The organism is Klebsiella sp. RC2, assembly GCF_014192815.1.
GTDB classification, from domain to species: Bacteria; Pseudomonadota; Gammaproteobacteria; order Enterobacterales; family Enterobacteriaceae; genus Klebsiella; species Klebsiella variicola.
In genome coordinates this window covers 786,207-799,965 of sequence record NZ_JACHYL010000001.1, presented here as the reverse complement: position 1 = coordinate 799,965, position 13,759 = coordinate 786,207, and the positions used below count along the sequence as shown (strand labels likewise).

Here is a 13,759-nt window from a genome sequence, read left to right as displayed (position 1 = left end):
TGTGTGAACGCGCGGTGGAAGAGAGACTTTCTCACCACCACTGGCCGCTTTTCCGGAGCGACGCATGATACCTGGCTGGCCGTGGTAATAAATAACAATGAGAAATACGAACAATATATTACTCCGTGGTTCTGCGCATTTGCCCAGACGAGTACTTTGGCATGTAATAACGTTCGTCCAGTTGTTTATCCGCCATCTGACGGTGAGCACGAGGCTCAGGGAATAGCCGGAAACCTGGCGTAAAGCATCAACAAGGCAGGTCAGCGTTAGCCACCTGTAAGTGAAGAAAGATGATTAATACAACACGTCCGATACTCAATCTTGATCTCGATCTGCTGCGCACCTTTGTGGCGGTCGCTGATTTGAACACCTTCGCCGCCGCCGCCGCCGCAGTGTGTCGTACCCAGTCCGCGGTCAGCCAGCAAATGCAACGCCTGGAGCAGCTGGTCGGCAAAGAGCTTTTCGCCCGTCACGGGCGTAATAAACTGCTGACTGAGCAAGGCATCCAGCTACTGGGCTATGCCCGCAAGATCCTGCGTTTTAACGATGAAGCCTGCATGTCGCTGATGTATGGCAGCCTGCAAGGTGGATTGACCATCGGCGCGTCGGAAGAAACGGCCGATACCATCCTGCCGTTTTTATTAAACCGCATCGGCTGCTTCTATCCCAGAATGACGCTGGAGATCAAAGTGCATCCCCATGCCGCCATCATGGCGATGCTGGTCGAGGGGCGGGTGGATCTGGCGCTGACCACCCATCAGCCTCCCGGCTTTACCTCTTTCATCCTGAGAACGTCACCGACCCTCTGGTACTGTGCGGCGGAATATGTGCTGGCGAAAGGGGAGTCTATTCCCCTGATCCTGCTCGAAGAGCCAGGTCCATTCCGCCAGGATATTATTGCCGCGCTGGAGGCGGCCCGCGTCCCATGGCATCTGGCCCATGGCGCTTCGTCTCTCTCCGGGGTGAAAGCGGCGGTCAAAGCCGGGCTGGGCGTCACCGCGCGACCCGTCGAAATGATGAGCCCCGATTTGCGCGTGGCTGGCATCAGCGATGGATTGCCTGGCCTGCCGGATACCCGGTATGTGGTCAGTTGCAATCCGCAGACGGTGAGCGAGCTGCCGCAGGTGATTTTTCAGTCACTGAGTCAGGAGAGCGACCCCTGGCGAACGGGGCCGGCACTTACTCCGCAAGAGGGAGATAACACCTTCATTTTGTGAGGGCAATTTTCTAACAAAGATCACAAAAACTGGTAACAGAATGTAAGTGAGCAAAAAGAGCCTCAGGGGAGGGTTTCCCGCCTGGTGGCTCTTTTTTTTGCACTATTATTGATGTTTTGAAAGTTTTTTTTATTTCTTTCCTGAAAAATCAGCGTATTGGCGTGACCGGGCGCTCACCTTGTCGACTTTTCCCTGCACTTTCAACACTTCCTGCTAATGTTAAAAAACCGGACGGATTGTTGCCGATTTCCTGGGGTAATTAACAAAACCGTGTCACAGATCAAGAAAATACCCCTCTTTGGGGGGAGGAATCGAGGCTAAATCCTGTCAAAATAGAAGGGATTTTTGATTTACGACGGAAACGGACACGATTCAACAACACTAAAACCGAACAGTATGCAAGGTTATTTCGCATAAAAGGGCATTTAATGTTAATGAAAAGATTCCAATGTAAATTAATGTTATGAAAACTTTTGTTAAAGTTGACAAAAGGTTAAAGAAAGGGGTAAAAAGCCACGGCATCTGGGCTTCTCACATCAACCAGGGACGCTTTTTTGCACGGTTTTTTTTATTCCTCCCGTGAAACGCTGTGGCGTTCATCTGCCAGTAAGAGCAGAGGGTTTTGGCGCTACACTTTTTTGGTTAAGCAATGCGTATGTCAACATCCACTGAAGTCATCGCTCATCATTGGGCATTCGCTATATTTCTCATCATCGCTATCGGCCTGTGCTGCCTCATGCTCGTCGGCGGCTGGTACCTTGGCGGTCGCGCGCGCGCGCGTAGCAAAAACACGCCGTTTGAATCGGGGATTGACTCCGTTGGTTCGGCCCGCTTACGTCTTTCTGCGAAGTTTTATCTGGTTGCCATGTTCTTCGTTATCTTCGACGTGGAAGCCCTGTATCTCTACGCATGGTCGACTTCTATCCGCGAGAGCGGCTGGGTCGGCTTTGTGGAAGCCGCAATTTTCATTTTAGTGCTACTGGCTGGTCTGGTTTATCTCGTTCGCATCGGCGCACTGGACTGGACGCCTGCGCGTTCCCGTCGCACGCTGGTTAACCCGGAAACAGACAGTCCCACTAACCGTCATATGCAGTAAAAGCGAGGCAATAAGATGGATTATACGCTCACCCGCATAGATCCTAACGGTGAGAACGACCGTTACCCCCTGCAGAAACAGGAGATCGTCACCGACCCCCTGGAGCAGGAAGTCAATAAAAGCGTGTATATGGGGAAACTCGAGCACGCGCTGCATGACATGGTGAACTGGGGCCGTAAGAACTCAATTTGGCCGTATAACTTCGGCCTTTCTTGCTGTTATGTGGAAATGGTGACGTCATTCACTGCGGTGCATGACGTTGCGCGTTTTGGGGCAGAAGTTCTGCGCGCCTCTCCGCGTCAGGCGGACCTGATGGTGGTCGCTGGAACCTGCTTTACCAAAATGGCGCCGGTTATTCAGCGTCTGTACGATCAGATGCTGGAGCCGAAGTGGGTGATCTCCATGGGCGCCTGCGCTAACTCCGGCGGCATGTACGACATCTACTCCGTCGTCCAGGGCGTGGATAAATTCATTCCGGTCGATGTGTACATCCCGGGCTGCCCGCCGCGTCCAGAGGCCTATATGCAGGCGCTGATGCTGCTGCAGGAGTCCATTGGTAAAGAACGTCGTCCGCTCTCATGGGTGGTTGGCGATCAGGGCGTTTATCGCGCCAATATGCAGTCGGAACGCGAGCGTAAACGCGGCGAACGTATTGCAGTGACCAATCTGCGGACGCCGGACGAGATTTAATTTGCGCCTGCGGGCGGGAGTACCACTTCGCAAATCAATCTACAACAACGCGAAGTCTCGCCCGGCAGTCACCACGGACCTTTTGCAATGGTGAACAATATGACCGATTTAACCGCGCATGACGCCGCACCAGCCTGGCAAACCCGCGATCACCTTGATGACCCGGTGATCGGCGAACTGCGCAACCGCTTTGGGCCGGATGCCTTTACCGTTCAGCCAACCCGCACCGGCGTACCGGTGGTGTGGGTGAAGCGTGAGCAACTGCTTGAGGTGGGTGATTTCCTGAAGAAATTGCCGAAGCCTTACGTGATGCTGTTTGACCTGCACGGCATGGACGAACGTCTGCGCACCCACCGCGATGGCCTGCCCGCCGCGGATTTTTCCGTTTTCTATCATCTGATTTCTATCGACCGCAACCGCGACATCATGCTCAAGGTGGCGCTGTCTGAAAACGATCTGCATCTGCCGACTTTCACCAAACTGTTCCCCAACGCCAACTGGTATGAGCGTGAAACCTGGGAAATGTTTGGCATGACCTTCGATGGCCACCCGAACCTGCGCCGTATCATGATGCCGCCGACCTGGGAAGGCCACCCGCTGCGTAAAGACTATCCGGCGCGCGCTACCGAATTCGATCCGTTTGAGCTGACCAAAGCCAAGCAGGATCTGGAGATGGAAGCGTTGACCTTCAAACCGGAAGAGTGGGGCATGAAGCGCAGCACCGACAACGAGGACTTCATGTTCCTCAACCTCGGTCCGAACCACCCGTCTGCCCACGGTGCATTCCGTATTATTCTGCAGCTGGATGGCGAAGAGATCGTCGACTGCGTACCGGACATCGGTTATCACCACCGCGGCGCCGAGAAGATGGGCGAGCGTCAGTCCTGGCACAGCTACATCCCGTATACCGACCGTATTGAATACCTCGGCGGCTGCGTCAACGAGATGCCGTACGTGCTGGCGGTGGAAAAACTGGCCGGTATCACCGTGCCGGATCGCGTGAATGTGATCCGCGTGATGCTCTCCGAACTGTTCCGCATCAACAGCCACCTGCTGTATATCTCGACCTTTATTCAGGACGTCGGCGCGATGACGCCGGTCTTCTTCGCCTTTACCGATCGGCAGAAAATTTACGATCTGGTGGAAGCGATTACCGGGTTCCGTATGCACCCGGCGTGGTTCCGCATCGGCGGTGTCGCGCACGATCTGCCGCGTGGCTGGGATCGCCTGCTGCGGGAATTCCTCGAGTGGATGCCGAAGCGTCTGGATTCTTACGAGAAAGCCGCGCTGCGCAACACTATTCTGAAAGGCCGTTCCGTCGGCGTGGCAGCCTATACCGCCAAAGAGGCGCTGGAGTGGGGCACCACCGGCGCAGGCCTGCGCGCCACCGGTATCGGCTTCGACGTGCGTAAATGGCGTCCTTATTCTGGCTATGAAAACTTCGACTTCGAAGTCCCGACCGGGGGCGGCGTCTCTGACTGCTACACCCGCGTGATGCTGAAAGTCGAAGAGCTGCGCCAGAGCCTGCGCATTCTTCAGCAGTGCCTCGATAACATGCCGGAAGGCCCGTTCAAAGCGGATCACCCGCTGACCACGCCGCCGCCGAAAGAGCGCACGCTGCAGCATATCGAAACCCTGATCACCCACTTCCTGCAGGTATCGTGGGGCCCGGTGATGCCGGCCAACGAATCCTTCCAGATGATTGAGGCGACCAAAGGGATTAACAGTTACTACCTGACCAGCGACGGCAGCACCATGAGCTACCGTACCCGCGTGCGTACGCCGAGCTTTGCGCATCTGCAGCAGATCCCGTCGGCGATCCGCGGCAGCCTGGTATCCGACCTGATCGTCTATCTGGGTAGTATCGATTTTGTTATGTCAGACGTGGACCGCTAATTATGCACGAGAATCAACAACCACAAACCGAGGCTTTTGAGCTGAGTGCGGCTGAGCGTGAGGCTATTGAGCACGAGAAGCACCACTACGAAGACCCGCGTGCGGCGTCCATCGAAGCGCTGAAAATTGTCCAAAAACAGCGCGGCTGGGTGCCGGATGGGGCGATCTATGCGATCGCCGATGTGCTGGGGATCCCGGCCAGCGACGTCGAAGGCGTGGCAACATTTTACAGCCAGATTTTCCGTCAGCCGGTTGGCCGTCACGTGATCCGCTACTGCGACAGCGTGGTGTGCCATATCACCGGTTATCAAGGTATTCAGGCTGCGATTGAGAAGAAGCTCAATATCAAGCCAGGGCAGACCACCTTCGATGGCCGCTTCACGCTGCTGCCGACCTGTTGCCTGGGCAACTGCGACAAGGGACCGACCATGATGATTGATGAGGATACTCACAGTCATCTGACGCCGGAGGCAATTCCTGACCTGCTGGAGCAGTACAAATGAAAACCGTAATTCGTACTGCGGAAACGCATCCGCTCACCTGGCGTCTGCGCGACGACAAGCAGCCGGTATGGCTGGACGAATATCGCAGCAAAAACGGTTACGAAGGGGCACGTAAAGCCCTGACCGGGATGGCGCCGGATGAGATTGTCACGGCGGTAAAAGACGCTGGCCTGAAAGGGCGCGGCGGCGCGGGCTTCTCCACGGGTCTGAAGTGGAGCCTGATGCCGAAAGACGAATCCATGAACATCCGTTACCTGCTGTGTAACGCCGATGAAATGGAGCCGGGCACCTATAAAGACCGTCTGCTGATGGAGCAGCTGCCGCACCTGCTGGTGGAAGGCATGCTGATCTCCGCGTTTGCGCTGAAAGCGTACCGCGGCTACATCTTCCTGCGCGGCGAATATATCGAAGCGGCCCAGCATCTGCGTCGTGCGATTGCCGAAGCCACTGAAGCGGGCCTGTTGGGGAAAAACATCCTTGGCACCGGGTTTGACTTCGAACTGTTTGTCCACACCGGGGCAGGGCGCTATATCTGCGGTGAAGAGACGGCGCTGATCAACTCCCTGGAAGGCCGGCGTGCTAACCCGCGCTCCAAGCCGCCGTTCCCGGCGAGCTCCGGCGTGTGGGGCAAGCCGACTTGCGTCAACAACGTGGAAACCCTGTGCAACGTGCCGGCGATCCTCGCCAACGGCGTCGAGTGGTACCAGAACATTTCCACCAGCAAAGATGCTGGCACCAAGCTGATGGGCTTCTCCGGCCGGGTGAAGAATCCGGGCGTCTGGGAGCTGCCGTTCGGCACCACCGCGCGTGAGATCCTTGAAGATTACGCCGGCGGCATGCGCGATGGCCTGAAGTTTAAAGCCTGGCAGCCGGGTGGGGCAGGGACCGACTTCCTGACCGAAGCGCATCTTGACCTGCCGATGGAGTTCGAAAGCATTGGTAAAGCGGGCAGCCGTCTGGGCACCTCGCTGGCGATGGCCGTTGACCATGAGATCAATATGGTCTCGCTGGTGCGTAACCTCGAAGAGTTCTTTGCCCGCGAGTCCTGCGGCTGGTGTACGCCGTGCCGTGATGGTCTGCCGTGGAGCGTGAAGATCCTGCGCGCCCTGGAGCGCGGCGAAGGCCAGCCTGGCGATATCGAAACGCTTGAGCAACTGTGTCGATTCCTGGGCCCGGGTAAAACCTTCTGCGCGCACGCGCCGGGCGCAGTCGAACCGCTACAGAGCGCGATTAAATATTTCCGCGAAGAATTCGAGGCTGGCATTAAGCAGCAGTTCAGCAATACCCATGCAATCAACGGGATTCAGCCGAACCTGCTTAAGACGCGCTGGTAATCAAAGGTTTTTTATTTTTGGAAGCACGCAAATGGCTACGATTCATGTAGACGGCAAAGAATACGAGGTCAACGGGGCGGACAACCTGCTAGAGGCTTGTCTCTCTCTTGGTCTTGATATTCCCTACTTTTGCTGGCACCCGGCGCTAGGGAGCGTCGGTGCTTGCCGCCAGTGTGCGGTGAAGCAATATCAGAACGCGGAAGACACGCGTGGTCGCCTGGTGATGTCCTGTATGACTCCGGCATCCGACGGCACCTTTATTTCTATTGACGACGGCGAAGCGAAGCAGTTCCGCGAAAGCGTGGTGGAGTGGTTGATGACTAACCACCCGCACGACTGCCCGGTCTGTGAAGAAGGGGGCAACTGTCACCTGCAGGATATGACGGTGATGACCGGCCATAGTTTCCGCCGCTATCGTTTCACCAAGCGTACCCACCGCAATCAGGATCTGGGGCCGTTTATTTCGCACGAAATGAACCGCTGCATCGCCTGTTACCGCTGCGTGCGCTACTACAAAGATTATGCCGACGGCACCGACCTGGGCGTCTATGGCGCGCACGACAACGTCTACTTCGGTCGCCCGGAAGATGGCACCCTGGAAAGCGAGTTCTCCGGCAACCTGGTGGAAGTCTGCCCGACCGGCGTCTTCACCGACAAAACGCACTCCGAGCGTTACAACCGTAAGTGGGACATGCAGTTTGCGCCGAGCATCTGCCAGCAGTGTTCCATCGGCTGCAACATCAGCCCGGGCGAACGCTATGGCGAGCTGCGTCGTATCGAAAACCGCTATAACGGGACCGTTAACCGCTACTTCCTCTGCGACCGCGGTCGCTTCGGCTATGGCTATGTCAACCTGAAAGACCGTCCGCGTCAGCCGGTGCAGCGCCGCGGCGACGATCTGATTACTCTCAACGCCGAGCAGGCGATGCAGGGGGCAGCAGATATCCTGCGCCAGTCGAAGAAAGTGATCGGTATCGGCTCCCCGCGCGCCAGCATCGAAAGCAACTTCGCGCTGCGCGAGCTGGTTGGCGCCGACAACTTCTATACCGGCATCGCCAAAGGCGAACAAGCGCGCCTGCAGATGATGCTGAAAGTGCTGCGTGAAGGTGGGGTCCATACCCCGAGCCTGCGCGATATCGAATCCTACGATGCGGTACTGGTGCTGGGCGAAGACATTACCCAGACCGGCGCGCGCGTGGCCCTGGCAGTCCGCCAGGCGGTGAAAGGGAAAGCACGCGAAATGGCAGCGGCGCAGAAAGTAGCCGACTGGCAGATCGCCGCGATCCTCAACATCGGGCAGCGCGCCAAGCACCCGTTATTCGTCACCAACATCGATGACACCCGCCTGGATGACATTGCCGCGTGGACCTACCGCGCGCCGGTGGAAGATCAGGCGCGTCTGGGCTTCGCTATCGCCCATGCGCTGGATGACAGCGCGCCGGCGGTTGATGGCCTGAGCCAGGACCTGAAGGGTAAGGTTGACGTGATTGTCCAGGCGCTGGCCGGAGCGAAAAAACCACTGATTATCTCCGGAACCAACGCCGGCAGCATGGAGATCATCCAGGCCGCCGCTAACGTCGCAAAAGCCCTGAAAGGCCGCGGCGCCGACGTCGGCGTGACCATGGTCGCCCGCGCGGTGAACAGCGTCGGTCTGGGCATGATCGGCGGCGGCTCGCTTGAAGAGGCGCTGGACGAACTGGAAAGCGGCGCCGCCGACGCGGTTATCGTGCTGGAAAACGACCTTCACCGTCATGCTTCCGCCGCGCGCGTTGACGCTGCGCTGGCGAAAGCCCCGCTGGTGATGGTGGTTGACCATCAGCGCACCGCGATTATGGACAAAGCGCACCTGGTGCTCTCTGCCGCAAGCTTTGCGGAAAGCGACGGGACTGTGGTGAACAACGAAGGCCGCGCCCAGCGTTTCTTCCAGGTTTACGATCCGGCTTACTACGATGCGAAAACCGTGATGCTGGAGAGCTGGCGCTGGCTGCATTCGCTGCACAGCACCGTCAACAACCGTCAGGTTGACTGGACGCAGCTGGACCACGTCATCGATGCGGCGATTGCCGCGCTGCCGCAGCTGGCGGGCATTAAAGATGCCGCGCCGGATGCGACCTTCCGCATCCGCGGTCAGAAGCTGGCGCGTGAACCACACCGCTACAGCGGCCGCACGGCGATGCGCGCCAACATCAGCGTGCACGAGCCGCGTCAGCCGCAGGATAAAGACACGATGTTCGCCTTCTCCATGGAAGGGAACAACCAGCCGTCCGCCCCGCGTTCGCAGATCCCGTTCGCCTGGGCGCCGGGCTGGAACTCCCCGCAGGCATGGAACAAGTTCCAGGATGAAGTGGGCGGGAAACTGCGCCACGGCGATCCGGGTGTTCGACTGTTTGAAGCGTCCGCCAACGGGCTGGAGTATTTCACCGCGGTGCCGGCCAGCTTCCAGGCGGAAGAGGGCAAATGGCGTATCGCGCCGTATTACCACCTGTTTGGTAGCGATGAGCTGTCACAGCGCGCGCCGGTGTTCGAGAGCCGGATGCCTGAGCCGTACATCAAGCTGAATCCGGCGGATGCCGCGAAGCTGGGCGTTAACGCGGGGGCAATGCTCTCCTTTAGCGTGGAAGGCCAGACCCTGCGTCTGCCGCTGGTTATCTCTGAAGGCCTGACCGCAGGACAGGTTGGCTTACCGATGGGCATGCCTGGCATTGCGCCGGTGCTGACCGGATCGCGTATTGATTCACTGCAGGAGGCGAAAGCATGAGCTGGTTAACGCCGGATCTTATCGACATTCTGTTAAGCATCCTGAAGGCCGTGGTCATTCTGCTGGTGGTCGTCACCTGCGGCGCGTTCATGAGCTTCGGCGAGCGTCGTCTGCTCGGCTTGTTCCAGAACCGCTACGGACCTAACCGCGTCGGCTGGGGCGGTTCGCTGCAGCTGGTCGCCGACATGATCAAGATGTTCTTCAAAGAGGACTGGATCCCGCGCTTCTCCGATCGCGTGATCTTTACTCTGGCGCCGGTTATCGCCTTTACCTCGCTGCTGCTGGCCTTTGCTATCGTGCCGGTCAGCCCGACGTGGGTGGTGGCTGACCTGAACATCGGCATCCTGTTCTTCCTGATGATGGCAGGCCTGGCGGTCTATGCGGTGCTGTTCGCCGGCTGGTCGAGCAACAACAAATACTCGCTGCTGGGGGCGATGCGTGCTTCCGCGCAGACCCTGAGCTACGAAGTGTTTCTCGGTCTCTCCCTGATGGGCGTGGTGGCGCAGGCGGGGTCATTCAATATGACCGATATCGTCAACAACCAGGCGCATCTGTGGAACGTCATTCCGCAGTTCTTCGGCTTCGTCACTTTCGCCATCGCCGGCGTGGCGGTGTGTCACCGTCACCCGTTCGACCAGCCGGAAGCGGAGCAGGAACTGGCCGATGGTTACCACATTGAATATTCCGGCATGAAATTCGGTCTGTTCTTCGTCGGTGAATACATCGGTATCGTCACCGTTTCAGCGCTGATCGTCACGCTGTTCTTCGGCGGCTGGAATGGCCCGTGGTTACCACCTTTCATCTGGTTCGCGCTGAAAACCGCGTTCTTCATGATGATGTTCATTTTGATCCGCGCATCATTACCGCGTCCGCGCTATGACCAGGTAATGTCCTTTGGCTGGAAGGTATGCCTGCCGTTAACGCTGGTCAACTTGTTGGTAACGGCGGCTGTCATTCTCTGGCAGGCGCAATAAGGGGTGAATTGAACATGACCTTAAAAGAATTATTGGTGGGGTTCGGCACCCAGGTCCGTAGTATCTGGATGATTGGCCTGCATGCCTTCGCCAAACGTGAAACCCGGATGTATCCGGAAGAGCCGGTCTATCTGCCGCCGCGCTACCGCGGCCGCATCGTGCTGACCCGCGATCCGGACGGTGCAGAGCGCTGCGTTGCCTGTAACCTGTGTGCGGTAGCCTGCCCGGTGGGCTGTATCTCGCTGCAGAAAGCAGAGACCAAAGACGGCCGCTGGTATCCGGAGTTCTTCCGCATCAACTTCTCACGCTGCATTTTCTGCGGCCTGTGCGAAGAAGCGTGCCCGACCACGGCGATCCAGTTGACCCCGGACTTCGAACTGGGTGAATACAAGCGTCAGGATCTGGTGTACGAAAAAGAGGATCTGCTGATTTCCGGTCCGGGTAAATACCCGGAATATAACTTCTACCGGATGGCGGGTATGGCAATCGACGGCAAAGATAAAGGTGAAGCGGAAAACGAAGCTAAGCCAATCGACGTCAAGAGCCTGTTACCGTAAGGAGAGGGCAATGGAATTCGCTTTTTATATCTGTGGCCTGATAGCCATCCTCGCAACCTTGCGGGTCGTCACCCACACCAATCCGGTACATGCGCTGCTGTACCTGATTATTTCGCTGCTGGCGATTGCCGGGGTGTTCTTTTCGCTGGGCGCTTACTTTGCTGGTGCGCTGGAAATCATCGTCTACGCCGGGGCCATTATGGTGCTGTTCGTCTTTGTGGTGATGATGCTCAACCTGGGCGGCAGCGAGATCGAACAGGAACGCAAATGGCTGCAGCCGGGGATCTGGATTGGCCCGGCCATCCTTTCCGCGGTGCTGCTGGTGGTTATCGTTTACGCCATCCTGGGTATTAACGACCAGGGTATCGACGGCGCGGCGATCAACGCCAAAGAAGTGGGTATTGCGCTGTTTGGGCCGTACGTCCTGGCGGTGGAGCTGGCCTCCATGCTGCTGCTGGCGGGCCTGGTGGTCGCCTTCCACATCGGCCGCGAAGAGCGTGCCGGCGAGGTGCTGAGCAACCGCGTGAACGACAGCGACAAAAGAAAAACGGAGGAACACGCATGATCCCCTTAACACATGGACTGATCCTCGCGGCCATCCTGTTTGTGCTTGGTCTGACGGGGCTGGTGATCCGCCGCAATCTGCTGTTTATGTTGATTAGCCTGGAAATCATGATTAACGCCGCCGCGCTGGCCTTTGTGGTGGCGGGTAGCTACTGGGGCCAGGCAGATGGTCAGATAATGTATATCCTCGCCATCAGCCTCGCGGCTGCGGAAGCGAGTATCGGCCTGGCGCTGCTGCTGCAGCTCCATCGTCGCCGCCAGAACCTGAACATCGATTCAGTAAGTGAGTTGCGTGGATGAACATGCTTGCCTTAACCATTCTTTTGCCATTGATTGGCTTTGTGCTGCTGGCCTTTTCCCGCGGGCGCTGGTCGGAAAACCTTTCCGCTACCGTTGGCATGGGGTCGGTAGGCCTGGCGGCGTTGGTCACCGCGTACGTTGGCGTCGACTTTTTCGCTAACGGCAAACAGGCGGTCAGCGTACCGCTGTGGAACTGGATGTCGGTCGGTGATTTTAACATCGGCTTCAACCTGGTGCTGGATGGCCTGTCGCTGACCATGCTTTCCGTGGTGACCGGCGTCGGCTTCCTGATCCACATGTTCGCCTCCTGGTACATGCGCGGCGAAGAGGGCTACTCTCGCTTCTTCGCTTACACCAACCTGTTTATCGCCAGCATGGTCGTTCTGGTGCTGGCCGATAACCTGCTGTTGATGTACCTGGGGTGGGAAGGCGTGGGTCTCTGTTCTTACCTGCTGATCGGCTTCTACTATACCGATCCGAAGAACAATGCCGCAGCGATGAAAGCCTTCGTGGTCACCCGCGTCGGCGACGTGTTCCTCGCCTTCGCGCTGTTCATTCTTTATAACGAACTGGGTACCCTGAACTTCCGTGAAATGGTTGAGCTGGCGCCGCAGCACTTCGCTAACGGCAGCACCACGCTGCAGTGGGCGACGCTGATGCTGCTCGGCGGCGCGGTCGGTAAATCCGCTCAGCTGCCGCTGCAAACGTGGCTTGCCGATGCGATGGCGGGCCCGACGCCGGTCTCCGCGCTGATCCACGCGGCCACCATGGTGACCGCGGGCGTGTACCTGATTGCCCGTACCCACGGCCTGTTCCTGATGACGCCGGAAGTGCTGCATCTGGTGGGTATCGTTGGTGCGGTAACGCTGGTGCTGGCGGGCTTCGCCGCGCTGGTGCAGACCGACATCAAACGTGTGCTGGCTTACTCGACCATGAGTCAGATTGGCTACATGTTCCTCGCGCTGGGCGTGCAGGCATGGGACGCGGCGATTTTCCACCTGATGACCCACGCGTTCTTTAAAGCGCTGTTGTTCCTGTCGTCTGGCTCGGTCATTCTGGCCTGCCATCACGAACAGAACATCTTCAAGATGGGCGGCCTGCGCAAATCCATTCCGCTGGTGTATGTCTGCTTCCTGGTGGGGGGCGCGGCGCTGTCCGCTCTGCCGCTTATCACCGCAGGCTTTTTCAGTAAGGATGAGATTCTGGCGGGCGCGATGGCCAACGGCCATATCAATCTGATGGTAGCGGGCCTGGTCGGCGCCTTTATGACCTCGCTGTACACCTTCCGTATGATTTTCATCGTGTTCCACGGTAAAGAGCAAATTCACGCGCATGCAGGGAAGGGGATTACCCATCATCTGCCGCTGATCGTGCTGCTGGTGCTGTCCACCTTTGTTGGCGCGCTGATTGTGCCGCCGCTGGAGGGCGTACTGCCGCAGACCACTGAGCTTGCCCACGGTAGTGTCATGACCCTGGAAATTGCCTCCGGGATTATTGCGATTGCCGGCATCCTGATCGCTGCATGGCTGTGGCTGGGTAAACGTACGCTGGTGACTTCCATCGCCAACAGCGCGCCTGGCCGCTTCTTCGGTACCTGGTGGTTCCATGCCTGGGGCTTCGACTGGTTATACGACAAGGTGTTCGTGAAACCTTTCCTCGGGATTGCCTGGCTGCTGAAGAGCGATCCGCTGAATGCGTTGATGAATATCCCGGCGATTCTGTCCCGCTTCGCAGGCAAAGGTCTGCTGGTGAGCGAGAACGGTTATCTGCGCTGGTATGTGGCATCAATGAGCATCGGCGCGGTGGTGGTGCTGGCGCTGCTGATGGTATTGCGTTGAGTTTGAGGATTGGGATTGTTTTGCCCGGAGGC

Annotated in this window: 12 protein-coding genes; all 12 read left to right on the top strand. The window is 57.8% G+C overall.

Features of this window, described 5'->3' with window-relative positions; translation table 11 throughout:
• Nucleotides 1-290: 290 nt before the first annotated feature.
• The 12 genes from FHW76_RS03685 to nuoL all read left to right on the top strand — a co-directional run bounded on the left by FHW76_RS03685 (nucleotide 291) and on the right by nuoL (nucleotide 13,727).
• Nucleotides 291-1,217, top strand: a complete 927-nt coding sequence (locus FHW76_RS03685; protein WP_043876252.1) for a LysR family transcriptional regulator — start codon at nucleotides 291-293, stop codon at nucleotides 1,215-1,217.
• Between the two features lie 649 nt (nucleotides 1,218-1,866).
• Entirely contained in the window at nucleotides 1,867-2,313 is a 447-nt protein-coding gene (gene nuoA, locus FHW76_RS03680; protein WP_002913181.1) for an NADH-quinone oxidoreductase subunit NuoA, read from the top strand.
• Between the two features lie 15 nt (nucleotides 2,314-2,328).
• Nucleotides 2,329-3,003, top strand: coding sequence for an NADH-quinone oxidoreductase subunit NuoB (gene nuoB / locus FHW76_RS03675; protein WP_002913178.1), 675 nt, complete (start codon nucleotides 2,329-2,331; stop codon nucleotides 3,001-3,003).
• Nucleotides 3,004-3,090: 87 nt separating this feature from the next.
• Entirely contained in the window at nucleotides 3,091-4,899 is a 1,809-nt protein-coding gene (gene nuoC / locus FHW76_RS03670) for an NADH-quinone oxidoreductase subunit C/D (RefSeq protein WP_008803946.1), read from the top strand.
• A gap of 2 nt (nucleotides 4,900-4,901) precedes the next feature.
• Nucleotides 4,902-5,402, top strand: a complete 501-nt coding sequence (gene nuoE / locus FHW76_RS03665) for an NADH-quinone oxidoreductase subunit NuoE (protein ID WP_002913160.1) — start codon at nucleotides 4,902-4,904, stop codon at nucleotides 5,400-5,402.
• Nucleotides 5,399-6,736 (top strand): NADH-quinone oxidoreductase subunit NuoF, encoded by a 1,338-nt coding sequence (gene nuoF, locus FHW76_RS03660; RefSeq protein WP_002913158.1) that lies wholly within the window; start codon nucleotides 5,399-5,401, stop codon nucleotides 6,734-6,736. Before nuoE ends, nuoF begins: the two co-directional genes overlap by 4 nt.
• 31 nt (nucleotides 6,737-6,767) lie before the next feature.
• Nucleotides 6,768-9,494, top strand: a complete 2,727-nt coding sequence (gene nuoG / locus FHW76_RS03655) for an NADH-quinone oxidoreductase subunit NuoG (protein WP_008803947.1) — start codon at nucleotides 6,768-6,770, stop codon at nucleotides 9,492-9,494.
• On the top strand, nucleotides 9,491-10,468 hold the full coding sequence (nuoH, locus tag FHW76_RS03650; protein ID WP_002913156.1) for an NADH-quinone oxidoreductase subunit NuoH: 978 nt from the start codon (nucleotides 9,491-9,493) through the stop codon (nucleotides 10,466-10,468). The genes nuoG and nuoH overlap by 4 nt, the downstream gene beginning before the upstream one ends.
• A gap of 14 nt (nucleotides 10,469-10,482) precedes the next feature.
• Nucleotides 10,483-11,025: an NADH-quinone oxidoreductase subunit NuoI gene (gene nuoI, locus FHW76_RS03645; protein ID WP_008803948.1), complete on the top strand. Its 543-nt coding sequence runs from the start codon at nucleotides 10,483-10,485 to the stop codon at nucleotides 11,023-11,025.
• A 10-nt stretch (nucleotides 11,026-11,035) separates the two neighbouring features.
• A complete protein-coding gene (nuoJ, locus tag FHW76_RS03640) occupies nucleotides 11,036-11,590 on the top strand; it encodes an NADH-quinone oxidoreductase subunit J (RefSeq protein WP_004201743.1) in 555 nt (184 codons plus the stop codon).
• Nucleotides 11,587-11,889: an NADH-quinone oxidoreductase subunit NuoK gene (gene nuoK / locus FHW76_RS03635; protein ID WP_002913148.1), complete on the top strand. Its 303-nt coding sequence runs from the start codon at nucleotides 11,587-11,589 to the stop codon at nucleotides 11,887-11,889. The genes nuoJ and nuoK overlap by 4 nt, the downstream gene beginning before the upstream one ends.
• Nucleotides 11,886-13,727, top strand: coding sequence for an NADH-quinone oxidoreductase subunit L (gene nuoL / locus FHW76_RS03630; RefSeq protein ID WP_023340571.1), 1,842 nt, complete (start codon nucleotides 11,886-11,888; stop codon nucleotides 13,725-13,727). The genes nuoK and nuoL overlap by 4 nt, the downstream gene beginning before the upstream one ends.
• Nucleotides 13,728-13,759 lie beyond the last annotated feature (32 nt).

Bases quoted from the DNA above. Each gene is read 5' to 3' on its own strand.
- nuoA (WP_002913181.1), top strand. From the start codon at position 1,867: ATGCGTATGTCAACATCCACTGAAGTCATCGCTCATCATTGGGCATTC.
- nuoI (WP_008803948.1), top strand. From the start codon at position 10,483: ATGACCTTAAAAGAATTATTGGTGGGGTTCGGCACCCAGGTCCGTAGT.
- nuoC (WP_008803946.1), top strand. From the start codon at position 3,091: ATGGTGAACAATATGACCGATTTAACCGCGCATGACGCCGCACCAGCC.
- nuoL (WP_023340571.1), top strand. From the start codon at position 11,886: ATGAACATGCTTGCCTTAACCATTCTTTTGCCATTGATTGGCTTTGTG.
- nuoJ (WP_004201743.1), top strand. From the start codon at position 11,036: ATGGAATTCGCTTTTTATATCTGTGGCCTGATAGCCATCCTCGCAACC.
- FHW76_RS03685 (WP_043876252.1), top strand. From the start codon at position 291: ATGATTAATACAACACGTCCGATACTCAATCTTGATCTCGATCTGCTG.
- nuoK (WP_002913148.1), top strand. From the start codon at position 11,587: ATGATCCCCTTAACACATGGACTGATCCTCGCGGCCATCCTGTTTGTG.
- nuoB (WP_002913178.1), top strand. From the start codon at position 2,329: ATGGATTATACGCTCACCCGCATAGATCCTAACGGTGAGAACGACCGT.
- nuoH (WP_002913156.1), top strand. From the start codon at position 9,491: ATGAGCTGGTTAACGCCGGATCTTATCGACATTCTGTTAAGCATCCTG.
- nuoF (WP_002913158.1), top strand. From the start codon at position 5,399: ATGAAAACCGTAATTCGTACTGCGGAAACGCATCCGCTCACCTGGCGT.
- nuoG (WP_008803947.1), top strand. From the start codon at position 6,768: ATGGCTACGATTCATGTAGACGGCAAAGAATACGAGGTCAACGGGGCG.
- nuoE (WP_002913160.1), top strand. From the start codon at position 4,902: ATGCACGAGAATCAACAACCACAAACCGAGGCTTTTGAGCTGAGTGCG.